Source organism: Thalassolituus sp. UBA6592, from assembly GCF_002433655.1.
GTDB lineage: Bacteria > Pseudomonadota > Gammaproteobacteria > Pseudomonadales > Oceanobacteraceae > Venatoribacter.
The window spans coordinates 36,299-53,190 of the sequence record NZ_DJIO01000065.1; the positions used below are offsets into that span (position 1 = coordinate 36,299).

Below are 16,892 nucleotides of genomic sequence, written 5' to 3' on the forward strand. Positions count from 1 at the left end.
AAGTAAGCTGCCACACACTAAGGCCTCCCGACAACGGAGGCCTTTTTTATGCGCGCAATCTGCCGCCGGATGCTATTTGTTCCGGTAATACTCGCTTTTACCGCCTGCAGTACGCAATCTGTCCCGCAGAAATCAACAAAAACAGATGCGATTGCTCCAGAGCGCGCAGCGCAGACAAGTGCCCCCGCCAAAAACACCCGCCTCAGCGGCGCTATTGCCAGCGCCCATCCACTGGCGACCCGGGCCGGTATGGATATTCTTGCCAATGGCGGCAATGCCTTTGATGCCGCCATCGCAGTAGCCGCTTCCCTTGGTGTGGTTGAGCCCTACAGTGCCGGTCTGGGCGGTGGCGGCTTCTGGCTGATCTACAACGCCAAAAAAGATCAGTACCGCTTTATTGATGCCCGCGAAAAAGCGCCATTGGCCGCGCACCGGGATTACTTTCTTGATGAAGACGGCAAGGTCGACAGGGATAAGGCCATTAATGGCCCCACCGCCGCCGCTATTCCTGGCCAGCCTGCAGCCTTCGCCCATATCGCAAAGAACTACGGCAAACTGCCGTTAAGCCGCACGCTGGCAGCGGCCATAAAACAGGCACAGCAGGGCTTCCCGGTGGACGAGGTTTATCGTGAACTGGCGGGCTGGCGTTTACAGACGCTGCAGCGTTATCCGGGCAGCGCCGGCATCTTCCTTGATAACGGCAATATTCCCGCCGCCGGCTATGTGATCCGCCAGCCACAGCTGGCAACCACACTGCAGCGCATTGCTGAGCAGGGATTTAACGGTTTCTACCATGGTGCAACAGCACAACAGCTGGTGAACTCGGTCAGGAGCCATGGCGGTAACTGGAGCCTGCAGGATCTGGCGGAATATCAGGTTGTCGAGCGCCAGCCGATTCATGTGCAGTATGGCCGTACCGAAATCATCAGCGCGCCGCCGCCATCTTCCGGTGGTGTTGCTCTGGTCGAAATGCTCAACATGATCAATTACTTCAACTGGCGGCCGCTGGATAACGTCCGTCAGACGCATCTGTTTACCGAAGTGATGCGCCGTGCCTACAAAGACCGGGCTGAGTATCTGGGCGATCCGGATTTTGTCGATGTGCCACTGACGGAACTGATGGCAGAACAACGTGCGGAACACTGGATCAGCAGCATCAATATGAACCAGGCGACACCGAGCCTGTCGCTCAACGGCCCGAAGAATATTAAAGAAGGCTTCCATACCACGCATTTTTCCGTGCTCGATAAAGACGGCAATATGGTATCTGCCACGCTCAGCATTAACCTGCCATTTGGTTCTGCCTTCGTGGCCGACGGCACTGGCGTGGTACTCAATAATGAAATGGACGACTTCTCCGCCAAACCGTCAGCACCCAATGCTTATGGCCTGACCGGCAATGAAGCCAACGCCATCGCACCGGGCAAACGTCCACTGTCGAGCATGACACCAACCATAGTCAACAGCCCGGACAGCACCGCCATCATAGGCACGCCGGGCGGCAGCCGGATTATCAGCATGGTGTTCCTCGGCGTGCTTGAGCATCTGCAGAAGAAGCCTGTCACCGACTGGGTCAGCCGTCAGCGCTTCCACCATCAGTACCTGCCGGATGTGCTGCAATACGAACCCGGCGCCTTCAGTGATGAAGAAAAAGAAGCCCTGCAAAGCCTGGGGCACACCCTGCGCGAAGTGGGTTATAACTATGGCAACATGCAGGCCATTCGGTGGGATAAAAAATCCGGACGTGTGACGGCCGCTGCCGATCCACGCGGTATCGGTGAAGCTGCGGTCGGCGGCGTACGTATATCTGGAGCAAAATAATTTGCTGTTTTTCTATTTAAAGAAAGTCATCGGCATGCTGCTGATGCCGATTCCGTTGACCGTGATGGGTCTACTGCTGGGACTGCTGCTGTTAAAGAAGCGTCCTTTTACCGGCAAAAGCCTGATTCTGCTGTCAACGCTGTTTCTGGCGCTGACCAGCTGGAACCCGGTTGCCGATTCCCTGCTGGCACCGTTTGAAAAGCAGTACCCGAAATTCGATCTGGATCAGCCGGTGGATACTGTGGTGGTGCTTGGCTCCTGCCATAAAACCGACCTGGACGTTCCGCCCGCTGCGCAGCTTTGTTCACCCGCCCTTTTCCGCCTCACCGAGGGCCTGCGGATTCTGGCCGCTAACCCGCAGGCGGAGTTGTTCGTCTCAGGGTATGCCGGTGTCGACCGCCGCTCCCACGCGGAAGTCATGCGTGAAGTTGCCATCAGCATGGGCGTGGCTGAACAGCGCATCCGTATCTTCCCGCAGGCCAGGGATACAGAAGAAGAAGCGCAGCAGATGGCTGCCGATCTGACCGGTAAAAGATTCGCCCTGATCAGTGAGGCCTCTCATCTGCCGCGAGCCATGGTCTTTTTTCAGCAGCAACAGCTTGAACCCATAGCCGCACCGGCGGTGGTGCTCAGCAGTGAAGATTCCGACTGGCGTATTGATGCTAACGCCGCCCACAAAAGTGAACGGGCTTTTTACGAGTGGATTGGCCAGCTGTGGCAAAGCCTGAAGGCAATGATCTGAGAGAAACCGGTCTGAGACAGACGAGCGGACATAAAAAACGGGAGCCAGGCTCCCGTTTTTTTACTGATATAACAATATCAGCAGATCAGAACAGATAGCTCAGGCTGAGATCGACCGTCGCAATATCTGCGTCGTAGTCGTCGTCTGAGTTATCCATGCTGTAAGAGGTGTAATCCAGACCGAGACGGAAAGAGTCTCCCAGGTCGGTGTCCAGACCAACACCCCAGAGGAAGTCGATACCGTCTGTGCTGCCGGAAGCAGTGACACCTGAGACTTCAACATCACGATCCACGCTCCAGCGGTGCAGACCCAGTTTGAACATCAGATCGGTGTTGGTGAAGATCTCTTTACCGAAGCGGGTAACGATCTGGTAAGACAGAACGTCGTCAGTGTAGGTCGTGGTGTCGTCGATATCATAATCAAGATCCGCGGCCAACTTCTTAGCACCCAGCATGACATCAAAGCGGCTGTGATCAGCCAGCTCAAAATGCGTACCCATGTACAGGCCATAACCGGCGCCGTCACTGTTTTCGCCTTCGGCGTCCATCATGCTCAGGCCGCCATTCAGCATAACAAAATGACGGATGCTTTTGCCTTCACCTTCTTTGACTTCGCTGACTTCGTTAGGAATCTTGCCACAACCCAGACAGCGCACAAAAGCGGCCTGCAGAGGTGTAACCACGAAGGTTTCTGCGGCTTCATCTGCGTTGCCACCCAGCAGGGTGAAAGGCAGCGTCGCACCGTAAATCAGTGCTCCGGCCTGTGACAGAACAAAATACAACGGACGGGCAAACAGAGCGTCCGCGACCATTGCGCCAGCTCCCGGCGTTTCCTCAATCGTTTCCGCGGCTGACATAGAGCTCAGTCCGATCAGCGCACTTGCTACAACAATGTTTACGGGCTTCCGTAATGCCACCATAGGTTGCATTGTCCTTCCTCTTTTATACGAATGCGAATAAGCCGACTATATCAGCACCTTCAGGCTCCGTCACGACCACCGAATGTGCTCTGCGTCCCGCACGGGCGGTAAATCACGCTTTTTTGATTTCAGTGCTGGCATTTTGGGCAATATACCGTCGCCCGCTGGCCCTGACGTATCTCTTTCAGGGTAGCATCACATACTTTGCACAGTTTGCCGCCACGACCATAAACGAACAGCTGCTGGGCAAAATAGCCGGGTTTACCATCACCGCCAACAAAATCCCGCAATGTCGTACCACCCTGTTCGATGGCCGCCGCCAGCACGGTTTTGATTTCACTGACCAGACGCTCGTATTTTGCTTTGCTGATTTTCCCGGCGGCGGTCTGTGGACGGATACCCGCCTTGAACAGGCTTTCATTCGCATAGATATTGCCGACACCGACTACCACTTTGCCATCCATAATAAAGGTCTTGATGGCCTGGCTTTTTCCGCGCGAGCACTGCCAGAGATAGTCGGCGGTGAATGCCTCTGACAGAGGTTCCGGGCCGAGATGGGTCAGATGCTCACAGTCCTCACCCGGCGCCACCCACAATAAAGCGCCAAACCGGCGCGGATCATGGTAGCGCAGCACTTTGCCGTTACTCAGTTGCCAGTCGATGTGATCATGAACCCCGGGATCTTCCTGCGGTTCGACCAGGCGAAGTGACCCGGACATCCCCAGATGCCAGATCGCGGTGCCTTTGGCAGTCTCCACCAGAATGTATTTGGCGCGCCGCGTCAGGCCGGTAATGGTCTGCCCTTCGAGCTGATGAATCTCAGCGACCACCGGCCAGCGCAGTTTCGGCTGACGCACGATTACTTTTTCAATCCGCTGCCCGGTAAGCCAGGGGGCTATTCCGCGTTTGGTCGTTTCGACTTCGGGTAATTCCGGCATCCGCTCTGAGGCTCCTTATGGGTTGTGACCAGCACAGACCATCAATAACAAACATCGTGAAGGGTAAATGACAGGCATAAAAAAACCCGGCAAGCCGGGTTCTTTTCAAGCACAAAGAAACTTATTTGATTTTAGCTTCTTTGTATACAACGTGCTGACGAACAACGGGATCAAATTTTTTGATCTCGAATTTCTCAGGCATGGTGCGCTTGTTTTTGTCAGTGGTATAGAAGTGACCGGTACCGGCACTTGAAACCAGACGAATCTTATCGCGTGGCATAAAATGCTCCTTAAACTTTTTCGCCGCGAGCGCGGATTGCGGTCAGCACAGCATCGATACCTTTCTTATCGATGATACGCATACCTTTAGTGGAAACACGCAGACGTACGAAACGTTTTTCGCTTTCTACCCAAAAGCGGTGATATTGCAGGTTAGGCAGGAAGCGGCGCTTGGTTTTAATGTTGGAGTGGGAAACGTTGTTCCCTACTACAGGACTTTTGCCTGTAACTTGGCAAACCTTAGACATTTGATCTTCGCCCCGATTCTTAACTGTATCGAAATCTGTAAATTCGTTACCAACCGTGGGCGTTAGTCTCCGATTCCGGAAGACCTTGGACGACCCTGGCTGAAATGAGCTGCGCTTTATACCAAAACACCAGATCACTCGCAAGCAAAAGGATGTTTTTTGTACGAAAGACAGGGTTATCGGTGAATATTCGTGACGGAATCACGATTGAAGGTCACAACCGGCATCAAAGCCAGCCCCGTTCGGCAAACGACACAGCGTAACCGTCCCCGACAACCAGATGATCCAGCACACGGATATCGACCAGCCCGAGCGCCTGTTGCAGCCTGTCGGTGATGGCCCGGTCCGCCTGACTGGGTTCAGCAATGCCTGAGGGGTGGTTATGCGCGAGTATGACAGCAGCGGCACCCTGTTCCAGTGCCTGTTTGACCACTTCACGCGGATAAACCGCAGCGCCGTCTATAGTACCACGAAATAATTCCTGATACCTGAGCACTCTGTGCTGGTTATCCAGAAACAGACAGGCGAACACCTCATAACTGAGATCCCGCAGCTGCGCCTGCAGATACTGACGCGTCAGTTCCGGGCTGGTCAGGGCATCACCGTGTTGCAGCTCTTCAGCCAGATGACGACGTGCCATTTCCAGTACCGCCTGCAACTGAGCAAATTTGGCACTGCCCAGTCCCAGCGGCTCACAGAAGCGCTGCTGGTCTGCGGTCAGCAATGCACGCAGGCTGCCAAAATCGGATAACAGCTCACGGGCGAGATCCACCGCGCTTTTACCTTTCACGCCAGTGCGCAGGAAGATAGCCAGAAGTTCGGCATCCGATAGTACATGAGCCCCGTGAATAAGGAGTTTTTCCCGCGGCCGCTCCAGTGCAGGCCAGTCGCTGATCGCCATTACCAATCCCTGTAAAAGCGGCAGGGCAAGGCGGCTGGAACGGCCCCAATGCCATGCTGAATTATTAATTACTTCCCTTTATACTCGGGCCATTCTAGTCAGCCTGAAGATCACTATGCAACAACTCTCCAACAAGCGTGTCCTGCTGGGAATCACTGGTGGAATTGCAGCTTACAAAGCTGCTGAACTGGTGCGTATTCTGAAGAAAGCCGGAGCCGAAGTCCGTGTCGTCATGACCATTGGGGCCATGGAATTTATCACCCCACTGACACTGCAGGCCCTGTCCGGCAACCCGGTTCACCATGAACTGCTGGACTCCGCCGCCGAAGCCGGCATGGGGCATATCGAACTGGCCCGTTGGGCCGATCTGGTTCTGGTCACCCCGGCTTCCGCTAACTTCATAGCGCGCCTGACCAACGGCATGGGCGATGATCTGCTGACCACTATATGCCTGGCAACCGATGCCCCGGTCGCACTGGCCCCGGCCATGAATCAGGCAATGTGGCGTGACCCGGTCACGCAGAACAACATTGGTCACCTGATCGACCTGAAAGGCAGCAAACTGTACATATTCGGTCCGGCGGAAGGCAGTCAGGCCTGTGGCGACATTGGCCCCGGCCGCATGCTGGAGCCGGAAACCATCGCACTTATGGCCGCCGACCTGTTTGAAACCGGTCTGTTAAGCGGTAAGCATGTGGTCATTACCGCAGGTCCGACCCGCGAAGCCATTGACCCGGTGCGTTACATCTCCAATCACAGCTCCGGCAAAATGGGTTATGCCCTGGCTGTTGCCGCCCGCGATGCCGGCGCCCGGGTAACCATCATCAGCGGACCAGTCACTATCCCGGCCCCGGATCACATCACAGTGATCCCTGCGTACAGCGCGCGGGAAATGCTGGAGACCTCCCTGGCGCAGCTGGGGCAATGCGATATTTTCATCGCCGCCGCGGCTGTCGCTGATTACCGTCCGATCGCACCAGAGGCGGAGAAGATCAAAAAGTCGTCAGAAACCGTCGAACTGACACTGGTGAAAAACCCCGATGTGGTGGCCACCGTAGCCAACCACGAGTTGCGGCCGTTCACCATTGGTTTTGCAGCTGAAACCCAGGACATCGACACGTACGCACGTGGCAAACTGGTCAGCAAAAATCTGGATATGATCGTTGCCAACGATGTGTCACGCAGCGATATCGGCTTCAACAGTGATGAGAATGCGGTCACCGTTTTCTGGAATCAGAACCAGCAATCCTTCGAGCCGCGCAGTAAAAGTGCACTGGCCGCTGAGCTTATTGATCTGATTGCTCATCAATATGCCGCCAAGCAGACCGACAAAGACGCCACATTAACTCAGGAAAAAGGCTGAACATGCAGAAATTACAGGTAAAGTTACTGGACGATCGTCTCGGAAAAGATATTCCGCTGCCGGAGTATGCCACCACAGGCTCTGCCGGTCTGGATCTGCGCGCCTGTCTGGACGCCGCCCTGACTCTGCATCCGGGCGAAACCCAGCTGATTCCTACCGGCATGGCGATCTACATTGAAGATCCTGGTCTGGCGGCGATGATTCTTCCGCGTTCCGGACTGGGTCATAAGCATGGCATTGTACTGGGCAATCTGGTCGGTCTTATCGACTCAGACTATCAGGGCCAACTGATGGTCAGTTGCTGGAATCGTGGTAACACGCCCTTTACTATTGAAGTGGGCGAACGCATCGCTCAGCTGGTTCTGGTCCCGGTTGTGCAGGCTGAGTTTGAGTTGGTCGACGAATTCGAAAGCACAGAACGTGGCAGCGGAGGATTCGGCCACACCGGCACTAATTAGTGCCCAGCGGTATTCATAACAATTACATAGGAAAGTAATCAGCATGAGCAGCCTTGGTAAAAAGCCGGCAAGAACCATTATCTATTACAGCCGGATTTCAATCTGGCTTGCTCTGCTTTTTATCACTGGCGGAATGGCGGTGCAGAGTATTCAGATCAACCTGTTTACTCAATCGGACGTCGACAAAGTGTTCGCCAATGCCATGGCCGAACAGATGGCCCATTCCCTCAGCCTGCGCCTGCAGGACACCATCCGTCTGCAGCAGGCCGCCAGTAATCATCCTGACACACTGAATGCTCTGGAAAATGGTGATGCCCGCTGGAAACTCACCCTGCGCCAGTTCATGCCCGGCGTACGCTCGCTGTCGCTGATCAAACGCAATGAAGCCATGGGCCTGCAACGCACTCATGGTTATGCCGTACAGGATCTGGTCAGCCGCACTCTGGACGGCGCAGCCATGCGCTTTGAAGCAGTAACCCGCGATGACAGCGCGGCCTTTTACTGGGCCTCCCCTATCCACGACCGGCAGAAACAGATTGTTGGTGTGCTGCTGGCAGAGTACGGCCCGCAATGGCTGAACCAGTTCCAGTCCGGTGCTACTGACACCCTGGGCCAGGTGGTAGTGAATCAGTTCGTCGATGGCGACCGTAAAAATGGTCTGGAAATTTTCCGCGCCGGGCAGGAGCCGGATTTACGCGGTACCGTGGTTACTTATCCGATCAATGACTACTGGTACCTGACCTATATTCCATCCAACAAGCGTCCGCAGCTGGAACTGGTGCCACTGATTACCCCATGGATTGTTTCTCTGGTCGCCACCCTGCTTGGTCTGTTCCTGGTTATAGGGATGCAAAAACGCGGCATCCTGCAGAACCAGCTGAAACTGCTCACATACGTGCGCGGACTGCGCCGTGATAACGAGACGCCAGCTCCCAAATTTACCCTGCAGCTGTTCCATGATCTGGCGGACTCCATGCATCACCTGTTCTCCACCATGAGACCGACGACGGAAGATGCTTCACAAATGTCGACTACACGTCAGCGCGTAGATTTACCGGCACAGCCACAGCAGCGCCGGGCACCGGCTAAAACCGCGTCTGCCGCCCCAACGATGGGGATGATGGTTGAAGAGGTCGAAGAGGAGTCCGTGGATCTCAATCCGGATATCTTCCGCGCCTATGACATCCGTGGTATCGCCGGAAAAGATCTGACCGACGACACCGTTTACTGGATTGGTCGCGCCCTCGGTGCAGAACTGGCAGAACGCGGCCTGAAAAAAGCCTGTATCGCCTGGGATGGCCGTTTATCCAGCCCGGCTCTGGCGCAGGCTGTGCAAAAAGGTCTGCAGGAAGCAGGTTGTAACGTCATAGTACTGGGGGCCCAGCCAACCGGCCTGATGTATTTCGCCACCCACGAAACCGATGCCAGTTCCGGTGTCGTGATCACCGGCAGCCACAATCCGGCTGAATTCAATGGTCTGAAAATCGTCGTCAACCACCAGCCGCTGGCCGGCGATGAACTGATGGCGCTGTATCACAGAATCAAACGCAATGATCTGCCGCGCGGGACCGGCATGGCAGAGAGCCGCCAGCTGGAAGATCACTATCTGGAACGCATTGAAGGCGACGTTCAGATCGGCCGTGATCTGAAAGTCGTGATCGATGCCGGCAACGGTATCGCCGGCCCACTGGCGCAGCGCCTGTTTGCCGACCTGAATATTGAAGCTGAATACCTCTACTGCGATGTGGATGGTCACTTCCCGAATCACCACCCGGATCCGGGCAAACCGGAAAACCTGGCAACTCTGCAGGCCAGAGTTACCGCCAGCGGTGCCGACCTGGGTCTGGCCTTCGACGGTGACGGCGACCGCCTGATGGTGATCGATAACACAGGTAAGATTATCTGGCCGGATCGCCTGCTGATGCTGCTGGTGCAGGATATTCTGCCGCGCAATCCGGGCCGTGACGTGATCTTTGACGTGAAGTCCTCACGCCATCTGACGGGCTTCATCAGCCGCCATGGCGGACGTCCGACCATGACCGCCACCGGCCATTCACTGATGAAGCGCCAAATGGCAGAAACCAAAGCTGTGGTCGGCGGTGAATTCAGCGGCCACATCTACATTGCCGAGCGCTGGTACGGTTTCGATGACGGTCTCTACACCGCCGCCCGGGTGCTGGAAATTCTCAGTATGAGAAGCGAGCCGGTCAGTGAAGTCTTTGCCGCCCTGCCGGAAGACGTCAGCACACCAGAGCTGATCATTGAAACCGATGATAAGCGTAAATTCGCCATTCCCGAGCTGCTGAAGCAGGATTCTGAACTGACGGAAGGCGCCCGGGTGTTTACCACCGATGGCCTGCGTATTGAATTCAGCACAGGCTGGGGGCTGATCCGCCCGTCCAACACCACGCCAACGCTGACCCTGAGATTCGCTGCCCAGGACGAACAGACCATCGCCCTGATCCAGCAGAAGATGAAGCAGGCACTTACCCGTCACGCACCGGAACTCAAGGTTCCATTCTGATAAACGGCTAAATTGAATAGCCCCTGCCTCACCGGTCACGCTATAATGTGCGGCTGGTGAGGTTCCTCACCGAACAGAATCCACCCCTTCCCAGCAAGGAGCCAGCCCATGCCTCTGACGCGTGACCGCGCCATCAATGCCACTCAGGTTCTCAGTGAAGCACTGCCTTATCTGCAGCGTTTTGTCGGCAAAACCATCGTCGTAAAATACGGCGGTAACGCCATGATCGACGAAGAACTCAAGAACAGCTTTGCGCGTGACATGGTAATGCTCAAGCTGGTTGGCATTAATCCGATCGTGGTACACGGTGGTGGCCCGCAGATCGGCGAGCTGCTGGAAAAGCTGAAAATCGAAAGCCGCTTCGTTAACGGCATGCGCGTGACCACGTCAGAAACCATGGACGTCGTGGAAATGGTGCTCGGCGGTCTGGTGAACAAAGACATCGTTAACCTGATCAACCAGAACGGCGGCAAAGCTATCGGCCTGACCGGTAAAGACGGCCAGCTGCTGCATGCACGTAAGCTGCACGTCACCAAGAAATCACCGGAGCTGGAAAAGCCGGAAATCATCGACATCGGCCACGTCGGCGAAGTATCGCGCATCAACACGCAGGTGTTGGACATGCTTACCAACAGTGACTTTATTCCTGTGATTGCGCCGATTGGTGTTGGCGAAGACGGCTCGTCTTACAACATCAACGCTGATCTGGTCGCCGGTAAAGTGGCTGAAGTTCTGCAGGCGGAAAAACTGATCCTGCTGACCAATATTCCGGGTCTGATGGATAAGAATGGTGAAGTACTGACCGGCCTGACCACCAAGCAGGTCGACGAGCTGATTGCCGACGGCACGATTTACGGCGGTATGCTGCCGAAGATTCAGTGCGCTCTGGACGCCGTGCACTCCGGTGTAGTCAGCGCCCACATCATTGATGGCCGGGTTGCACACTCGACGTTGCTGGAACTCTTCACCGATGAAGGTGTGGGTACCCTGATTACCAATCGTCGCAACTGAACGGAGACACCATGACCGAACAGAGTGAGAACATCTCACGCCGCGATCAGATTCTGCAGGCGCTGGTGCATATGCTGGAAACCAATCCTGGTGCCCGCATCACCACCGCCAGCCTGGCGAAAACCGTCGGGGTGTCAGAGGCAGCGCTTTATCGTCATTTTCCGTCTAAGGCGAAGATGTTCGAAGGCCTGATCGCTTTTATCGAAGAGGCGGTTTTCTCCCGTATCAATCGTATTCAGGCGGATTTTGAAACCGCCAGCGACCGCTGCGAAAAGACCCTGACCCTGGTACTGACCTTTGCTGAGAAGAACCCGGGCATGTGCCGCCTGTTGTCCGGCGACGCGTTATCGGGTGAAACCGAGCGCCTGCGTCAGCGTATTCAGCAGTTCTTTGATCGCATCGAAACCGAGCTGAAAAAATTCCTGCGTGAAGCGGAAATGCGTGAAGGCAAAGTGCCACAGCAAACCGCCAGTGCGGCAGCCAATCTGCTGACCGCCGTACTCGAAGGCCGCATCCGCCAGTATGTGCGCAGTGAATTTGCCGCGCCGCCAACCCGTTACTGGGACGAGCAGTGGCCGATGCTGAATCAGACTCTGCTGCGCGAGAAGAATCTGACCTCCCTCGCCTGATCCTGATATCAGACGCATACGAAAAAGCCGGACAATGTCCGGCTTTTTCGTATTCTTAATCGGTAATACAGAACGTCAGTCCCCGGCCAGGGCTTTATCTACCCGGTCGTAATCCACATCCCGCTCCAGCGTACCCGGCGGATAAATCTGCAGAACCCGCAGGCGCTCAAACTCTGACGCATACTCCTGAGTAATGCGGATCATCTCCTGCTGACGGTCTTTGATCGTATTCTGCGAATCACGGATAGCACCCTGCAGCACAGCGATTTCTTCGCGCAGATCTGCCGGTACTTCCTGACCTTTACGTTCAATGTTTGCCGCCTGAGTTTCCGCCCGGCTCAGTTTTTCTTCCAGCTCAGTAATACGCCGGCGCTGCAGGCCAATATAAGAACTCACTTCATCAGCACGACGCTGACGGGCACGCTCAACATCGTTGGGCGAGGCATACAGACGCAGCAGACGCATATCTTCTTCCTTGCGTTCAGCCGTCGCCTGCTGGCGGGCCTGTTCGCGGGCTTCTGCCGCACGCTTTGCCTGTAGTTCTTCATCAGTGGGGGCGCGGTCGACATGGCCAATCACCATACCGCGGCTGTTGAGAATGTCGTAAGCCAGGTGGGAATATTCTGCAGGGACATAGTCTTTAATGATCACGTCACCGTTCACATTAAAGCGGTACATCTTTTTCGCGGCATAGCTGGGGGTGGCTGCAATCGCCAACACAAACGCCAACACCCCAACTACTGCTTTCATACTCAGGAAACTCCGTACTGATCCCTATAAGCGCTGATCGCTTCGGCATATTGCTTCAGCTCTGGCTTTTCTGACACATAATCCAGCACCTGGTTCAGACCGACGATGCTGATCACTTTCATTCCAAAATCGCGTTCCACTTCCTGAATGGCTGACAGCTCACCCTGGCCTTTTTCCTGACGGTCCAGCGCAATCAGCGCCGCCGCAGGAACAGCACCCGGTGCAGCTTCAATCATAGCCATTACTTCGCGGATTGCTGTACCGGCAGTAATAACGTCATCAACGATCAGTACATTACCTGTCAGTTCAGCCCCTACAAGATTACCACCTTCACCATGGGTTTTGGCTTCTTTACGGTTAAAGACATAAGGCATATCTTTGCCATAGTGGTCAGCCAGTGCGACAGAAAGCGACGCGGCCAGAGGAATGCCTTTGTAAGCCGGGCCAAACACCACATCATAGGCAACACCAGCGTCTTCAATGGCGGCTGCGTAGAAGCGACCAAGTTTTGCCAAAGCCATGCCGGTATTGAACAGGCCAGCATTAAAAAAGTAGGGGCTGATGCGCCCGGATTTGAGGGTAAATTCGCCGAATTTCAGAACACCCTGTTCGATGGCAAACTCAATAAATTCTTTCTGATAACTTTGCATACTGCACCTGATGATATGGCCGGGCGGTCAGTCAGGCGGTCTATACTGGAGCATCCGGGAAGGCCGGATATTGCACCAGACAGTTTTACCCGCTTTCCTGAGGATGCGGTATGATACACGCTTCACCAGTTGGGAACCATGTATGAGGATAATCAGTTTACACGTCGACGGCCTTCAGCAAGCAGTGGAGAACGGGCTGTATACCTGGCTGCAGACAGCCGGTGCAGACGTAGTCGCAATTCAGAATCTGAAGGCAAAGGAATATCAGCTGCCCGATTCCGTGCTCTATCCGGAAGGGTTCAACGCCTATTTTTTTGATGCAGAAGCTGACGGTTACTCAGGCGTAGCCATCCTCACCAAAGATATGCCGAAAGCCATTATGACCGGCCTGGCATTTCCGCAGTGTGATATGCAGGGTCGTTTTATTCAGGCGGACTTCGACCACGTCAGTGTCGGTTCCATTCTGTTTCCCCCGGTTGACCAGTACAACACACTGGAAGACAAACTCGCGTTCCAGCAGGAGTTTCTTGAGCACCTTATCAAGACCCGTCGCAAGCGTCGCGAATTTATTTTCTGCGGTAACTTCGAAGCCACCCACAAAACAGTGGATCTGTCTGATTGGCAGAACAACCAGAACGTACCGGGCTTCCTGCCGGAAGAGCGTGCCTTCTTCGATCAGATGTTTGGCCCGGCGGGTTATGTCGATGCTTTCCGTGAAGCCAACTTCGGGGAAAATCAGTACACCTGGTGGCCGGACGCCGACAGCGCTCGCCGCAACATCAATGGCTGGCGCAAAGACTTCCAGATCTGCACACCGAACATCCGCCAGTACGTGGTGGAAGCCAAACTGGATACCAACCTGAAGTTCGGCGATCACGCTGCGGTGATGGTGGAATACGAGTTTGACGAAGAATAGGTCTGAATGGCCAGATCAAAAAAGCCCGCTTTCGCGGGCTTTTTTGATCTATTCAAATTTACAATGCTTCAGGCCACTCAACGGTCTCAGCCAGGCTTTTTTCCACCATGGCTTCCCATTTAGCTGACCTTTTTGAACTTTTTTTACCACGCACAGCAATGATCGCGGCATCAAATTCTTCTTGGGTGACTTTGGCTGTGCACACAGAGCTGCTGGAACAGACAGTCTTATGCTGTGTAGAGTCCATTTTTAGTGCTGTATTCATGTCACTCACCTCTATTTCGGGCCGAGAAGGCTATAGCCAAGGGCCCATTCTGTCAAACATCTTCCATTACTATGATACAACTGGGATGCTAACGTGTTCATAAGGAAACGAATTCCACCCCAGTTCATGACTTCCGTTGTATACATCTATCAGAGTAGACACTAATTTGTCCATTGGTTCAGTTATTTTAAGTGACTTTGCTCCCAATTTCTGAGCATAAGTCATGGCTATATCGACAACTAATGGAACAACAAGACGTTTAAGCTCATCACATGAAGGGTTACGAGCAATCCTGTCTATCCTGACAATTCTTTTTCCTTTAGACACTCTCCCATGAGCGAGAGCCCCTAGTTTGCCATCAACGAACACAGCAACATCAAAATGCCTTGGTTCTTTATCATTAGCTGTTTCAAGAATTCCATTCCAATTTAGCTTAGGCTCGGTCTTCCATTCATGCGCTTCCCTGACGTTAGAAGGATGTGCAATTTCCAAGCATATCCTTCCCTTGAGAGTAGCCAGCTTTTCAATCCATACAGAGGAACCAATAACCTCGGCATAACACCTCTGCCGTATTATGTGGTAGTACTTTCTTCGCTCAGAATATTCCATCACCCAAAACCATCTAATCCCTAACGAAAGAGCTTACACAAAGAACTATTAGTTAACTCTTTAGATACTATCAGTGGTATATGCAGATAGGGAGCTTTTCTGTACCTCAGATAATTCTGCGATAGCTTTCTGTGCCAGCGCCAGCATGGCGTTCAGTTCATCCGGCGTGAAAGCTTCGCCTTCTGCGGTGCCCTGAATTTCCACAAAGCCGCCTTTCTCGGTCATTACCACGTTCAGATCGGTTTCCGCGCTGGAGTCTTCAGCATAATCCAGATCCAGTACCGCTTCGCCTTTGTAAATGCCGACGGATACCGCAGCAATCTTCTGCTTCAGTGGTTCGCCTTTTACTTTACCATTGGCTTTCAGCCAGTTAATGGCATCGGCCAGAGCCACGCAGGCACCGGTAATGGATGCAGTACGGGTACCGCCATCAGCCTGGATAACGTCACAGTCGATGGTGATGGTGTTTTCACCCAGCGCCTTCAGGTCTACCGCGGCACGCAGGCTGCGACCGATCAGGCGGGAAATTTCTACAGTACGGCCCTGCTGTTTACCTTTGGCTGCTTCGCGGATCATGCGTGATCCGGTGGAGCGTGGCAGCATGCCATATTCAGCGGTCACCCAGCCCTGACCTTTACCGCGCAGGAAAGGTGGCACACTGGTATCTACAGAAGCGGTGCAGATGACTTTGGTATCACCGAATTCCACCAGCACAGAACCCTCTGCGTGTTTGGTGAAGTTACGGGTGATGCGTACGTCGCGCAGTTGATCGTTGGCGCGGCCACTTGGTCTCATAATCGGATCCCTGTTGTCATCGGATTGAATGTTTCAGCAGCGGCATTATAGCGGCATGGCAGCAAAATACCTCAGGCCTTACAATAACGGACTGTTGAGCAGAGGAATAATGACTATGGTTTTCAGTATGACCGCGTTTGCCCGGACCACGGCAGAATCCACCAACGGCCGCTTCACCTGGGAAATACGCTCGGTAAACAGCCGCTATCTGGAACCACATTTCCGCCTGCCTGATGCCCTGCGTGATATTGAACCTGCTCTGCGCGAACAGCTGAAAAAGCACCTCAACCGCGGCAAAGTCGAATGCTTCCTGCGCTATCACCCGACTACCAGCCAGGGGCAGATGAAAATCAACGAAGATCTGGTGCACGAACTGAATGCGGCTGCCGATGCGGTGCACGCCATCATCGGTCCGGGCAATACCATGAATGTGCTCGAAGTGCTGAAATGGCCCGGGGTTATCAGCGCCGAAGAAACCGACAGCAAAGTCATCAGTCAGCAGGCTGTCAGCGCCTTCGCTGATTGCGTGTCATCGCTGAAAGACATCCGCCAGCGTGAAGGCGAAGAACTGGGCAAACTCATCTCTCAGCGCATTGAGCGTATTGCGGAGATCGTCAGTGATGTACAGCAACAGCTGCCGGCTGCGTTGGAAGCCCAGCGTCAGCAACTGCTTGAGCGCTTCAAAGAACTGGCAGTAAGCGTTGATGAAGATCGTCTGGAAACCGAGATGGTTATGCTGGCGCAGAAAGCTGACGTTGCCGAAGAACTCGACCGCTTAAATACCCACGTCAATGAAGTAAAACGCATCCTGACCATGGACGAACCCATTGGCCGGCGTCTGGATTTTATGATGCAGGAGCTGAACCGTGAGGCCAATACTCTGTCATCCAAATCCCTGACCACAGGTATTACTCAGGCCGCGGTGGATCTGAAAGTGCTGATCGAACAGATGCGCGAGCAGGTGCAGAATATTGAATGATGTTCTTGGGTATTCGACGTTGTTCTTGATAGCATTATAAATCAAAGAGTTATGTGATTTTGACGCTCATGGTGTTCGTGTAAGTTCTGCCAAGT

The 16,892-nt window shown here is 54.1% G+C and carries 19 protein-coding genes; 9 read left to right on the top strand and 10 right to left on the bottom strand.

Annotation, left to right across the window (positions count from 1 at the left end):
* Window positions 1–48: 48 nt before the first annotated feature.
* Entirely contained in the window at window positions 49–1,821 is a 1,773-nt protein-coding gene (gene ggt / locus B2Z72_RS06035) for a gamma-glutamyltransferase (protein WP_296980662.1), read from the top strand.
* A gap of 1 nt (window position 1,822) precedes the next feature.
* Window positions 1,823–2,563 carry an envelope biogenesis factor ElyC gene (elyC, locus tag B2Z72_RS06040; RefSeq protein WP_296980661.1) on the top strand — a complete coding sequence of 247 codons (741 nt, stop codon included), beginning with the start codon at window positions 1,823–1,825 and terminating at the stop codon, window positions 2,561–2,563.
* 85 nt (window positions 2,564–2,648) lie between these two features.
* Here elyC and B2Z72_RS06045 read toward each other — a convergent pair whose 3' ends face one another.
* The 5 genes from B2Z72_RS06045 to radC form a co-directional block, all read right to left on the bottom strand.
* Entirely contained in the window at window positions 2,649–3,491 is an 843-nt protein-coding gene (locus tag B2Z72_RS06045; RefSeq protein ID WP_296980659.1) for an outer membrane beta-barrel protein, read from the bottom strand.
* 119 nt (window positions 3,492–3,610) lie between these two features.
* A complete protein-coding gene (gene mutM / locus B2Z72_RS06050; RefSeq protein WP_296980657.1) occupies window positions 3,611–4,420 on the bottom strand; it encodes a bifunctional DNA-formamidopyrimidine glycosylase/DNA-(apurinic or apyrimidinic site) lyase in 810 nt (269 codons plus the stop codon).
* A gap of 121 nt (window positions 4,421–4,541) precedes the next feature.
* Entirely contained in the window at window positions 4,542–4,700 is a 159-nt protein-coding gene (rpmG, locus tag B2Z72_RS06055; RefSeq protein ID WP_296980655.1) for a 50S ribosomal protein L33, read from the bottom strand.
* Window positions 4,701–4,710: 10 nt separating this feature from the next.
* Window positions 4,711–4,947, bottom strand: coding sequence for a 50S ribosomal protein L28 (gene rpmB, locus B2Z72_RS06060; RefSeq protein ID WP_296980652.1), 237 nt, complete (start codon window positions 4,945–4,947; stop codon window positions 4,711–4,713).
* A 226-nt stretch (window positions 4,948–5,173) separates the two neighbouring features.
* Complete coding sequence (radC, locus tag B2Z72_RS06065; RefSeq protein WP_296980650.1) at window positions 5,174–5,848, bottom strand: RadC family protein; 675 nt, start codon at window positions 5,846–5,848, stop codon at window positions 5,174–5,176.
* Window positions 5,849–5,963: 115 nt separating this feature from the next.
* On the opposite strand from radC, the gene coaBC reads away from it, so the two are divergent.
* The 5 genes from coaBC (at window position 5,964) to slmA (ending at window position 11,833) form a co-directional block, all read left to right on the top strand.
* Complete coding sequence (gene coaBC, locus B2Z72_RS06070) at window positions 5,964–7,211, top strand: bifunctional phosphopantothenoylcysteine decarboxylase/phosphopantothenate--cysteine ligase CoaBC (RefSeq protein WP_296980647.1); 1,248 nt, start codon at window positions 5,964–5,966, stop codon at window positions 7,209–7,211.
* Between the two features lie 2 nt (window positions 7,212–7,213).
* Entirely contained in the window at window positions 7,214–7,669 is a 456-nt protein-coding gene (dut, locus tag B2Z72_RS06075; RefSeq protein ID WP_296980645.1) for a dUTP diphosphatase, read from the top strand.
* A 43-nt stretch (window positions 7,670–7,712) separates the two neighbouring features.
* On the top strand, window positions 7,713–10,193 hold the full coding sequence (locus B2Z72_RS06080; protein WP_296980643.1) for a phosphomannomutase/phosphoglucomutase: 2,481 nt from the start codon (window positions 7,713–7,715) through the stop codon (window positions 10,191–10,193).
* 108 nt (window positions 10,194–10,301) lie between these two features.
* Window positions 10,302–11,204 carry an acetylglutamate kinase gene (gene argB, locus B2Z72_RS06085; RefSeq protein ID WP_296980642.1) on the top strand — a complete coding sequence of 301 codons (903 nt, stop codon included), beginning with the start codon at window positions 10,302–10,304 and terminating at the stop codon, window positions 11,202–11,204.
* Between the two features lie 11 nt (window positions 11,205–11,215).
* Window positions 11,216–11,833, top strand: coding sequence for a nucleoid occlusion factor SlmA (gene slmA, locus B2Z72_RS06090; RefSeq protein WP_296980640.1), 618 nt, complete (start codon window positions 11,216–11,218; stop codon window positions 11,831–11,833).
* A 75-nt stretch (window positions 11,834–11,908) separates the two neighbouring features.
* Here the strand turns inward: slmA and B2Z72_RS06095 are convergent, their stop codons facing one another.
* Together B2Z72_RS06095 and pyrE are read right to left on the bottom strand one after the other, a co-directional pair.
* Window positions 11,909–12,583: a hypothetical protein gene (locus B2Z72_RS06095; RefSeq protein ID WP_296980639.1), complete on the bottom strand. Its 675-nt coding sequence runs from the start codon at window positions 12,581–12,583 to the stop codon at window positions 11,909–11,911.
* 2 nt (window positions 12,584–12,585) lie between these two features.
* Window positions 12,586–13,233, bottom strand: coding sequence for an orotate phosphoribosyltransferase (pyrE, locus tag B2Z72_RS06100; RefSeq protein WP_296980638.1), 648 nt, complete (start codon window positions 13,231–13,233; stop codon window positions 12,586–12,588).
* Between the two features lie 142 nt (window positions 13,234–13,375).
* Here pyrE and B2Z72_RS06105 point away from each other — a divergent pair, with 142 nt between their 5' ends.
* Window positions 13,376–14,149 carry an exodeoxyribonuclease III gene (locus tag B2Z72_RS06105; protein ID WP_296980636.1) on the top strand — a complete coding sequence of 258 codons (774 nt, stop codon included), beginning with the start codon at window positions 13,376–13,378 and terminating at the stop codon, window positions 14,147–14,149.
* A 58-nt stretch (window positions 14,150–14,207) separates the two neighbouring features.
* On the opposite strand, the gene B2Z72_RS06110 is transcribed toward B2Z72_RS06105, so the two are convergent.
* Genes B2Z72_RS06110 through rph form a run of 3 tightly spaced genes read right to left on the bottom strand, consistent with a single transcriptional unit; the run spans window position 14,208 to window position 15,818 of the window.
* Window positions 14,208–14,423 (bottom strand): hypothetical protein, encoded by a 216-nt coding sequence (locus tag B2Z72_RS06110; protein ID WP_296980634.1) that lies wholly within the window; start codon window positions 14,421–14,423, stop codon window positions 14,208–14,210.
* 60 nt (window positions 14,424–14,483) lie between these two features.
* Window positions 14,484–15,023, bottom strand: a complete 540-nt coding sequence (locus tag B2Z72_RS06115) for a hypothetical protein (protein ID WP_296980632.1) — start codon at window positions 15,021–15,023, stop codon at window positions 14,484–14,486.
* 60 nt (window positions 15,024–15,083) lie between these two features.
* Complete coding sequence (gene rph, locus B2Z72_RS06120; RefSeq protein ID WP_296980630.1) at window positions 15,084–15,818, bottom strand: ribonuclease PH; 735 nt, start codon at window positions 15,816–15,818, stop codon at window positions 15,084–15,086.
* 115 nt (window positions 15,819–15,933) lie between these two features.
* On the opposite strand from rph, the gene B2Z72_RS06125 reads away from it, so the two are divergent.
* Window positions 15,934–16,797, top strand: a complete 864-nt coding sequence (locus B2Z72_RS06125) for a YicC/YloC family endoribonuclease (RefSeq protein ID WP_296980628.1) — start codon at window positions 15,934–15,936, stop codon at window positions 16,795–16,797.
* Window positions 16,798–16,892: the final 95 nt, after the last annotated feature.

Bases quoted from the DNA above. Each gene is read 5' to 3' on its own strand.
- ggt (WP_296980662.1), top strand. From the start codon at position 49: ATGCGCGCAATCTGCCGCCGGATGCTATTTGTTCCGGTAATACTCGCT.
- B2Z72_RS06045 (WP_296980659.1), bottom strand. From the start codon at position 3,491: ATGCAACCTATGGTGGCATTACGGAAGCCCGTAAACATTGTTGTAGCA.
- mutM (WP_296980657.1), bottom strand. From the start codon at position 4,420: ATGCCGGAATTACCCGAAGTCGAAACGACCAAACGCGGAATAGCCCCC.
- rpmG (WP_296980655.1), bottom strand. From the start codon at position 4,700: ATGCCACGCGATAAGATTCGTCTGGTTTCAAGTGCCGGTACCGGTCAC.
- rpmB (WP_296980652.1), bottom strand. From the start codon at position 4,947: ATGTCTAAGGTTTGCCAAGTTACAGGCAAAAGTCCTGTAGTAGGGAAC.
- radC (WP_296980650.1), bottom strand. From the start codon at position 5,848: ATGGCGATCAGCGACTGGCCTGCACTGGAGCGGCCGCGGGAAAAACTC.
- coaBC (WP_296980647.1), top strand. From the start codon at position 5,964: ATGCAACAACTCTCCAACAAGCGTGTCCTGCTGGGAATCACTGGTGGA.
- dut (WP_296980645.1), top strand. From the start codon at position 7,214: ATGCAGAAATTACAGGTAAAGTTACTGGACGATCGTCTCGGAAAAGAT.
- B2Z72_RS06080 (WP_296980643.1), top strand. From the start codon at position 7,713: ATGAGCAGCCTTGGTAAAAAGCCGGCAAGAACCATTATCTATTACAGC.
- argB (WP_296980642.1), top strand. From the start codon at position 10,302: ATGCCTCTGACGCGTGACCGCGCCATCAATGCCACTCAGGTTCTCAGT.
- slmA (WP_296980640.1), top strand. From the start codon at position 11,216: ATGACCGAACAGAGTGAGAACATCTCACGCCGCGATCAGATTCTGCAG.
- B2Z72_RS06095 (WP_296980639.1), bottom strand. From the start codon at position 12,583: ATGAAAGCAGTAGTTGGGGTGTTGGCGTTTGTGTTGGCGATTGCAGCC.
- pyrE (WP_296980638.1), bottom strand. From the start codon at position 13,233: ATGCAAAGTTATCAGAAAGAATTTATTGAGTTTGCCATCGAACAGGGT.
- B2Z72_RS06105 (WP_296980636.1), top strand. From the start codon at position 13,376: ATGAGGATAATCAGTTTACACGTCGACGGCCTTCAGCAAGCAGTGGAG.
- B2Z72_RS06115 (WP_296980632.1), bottom strand. From the start codon at position 15,023: ATGGAATATTCTGAGCGAAGAAAGTACTACCACATAATACGGCAGAGG.
- rph (WP_296980630.1), bottom strand. From the start codon at position 15,818: ATGAGACCAAGTGGCCGCGCCAACGATCAACTGCGCGACGTACGCATC.
- B2Z72_RS06125 (WP_296980628.1), top strand. From the start codon at position 15,934: ATGGTTTTCAGTATGACCGCGTTTGCCCGGACCACGGCAGAATCCACC.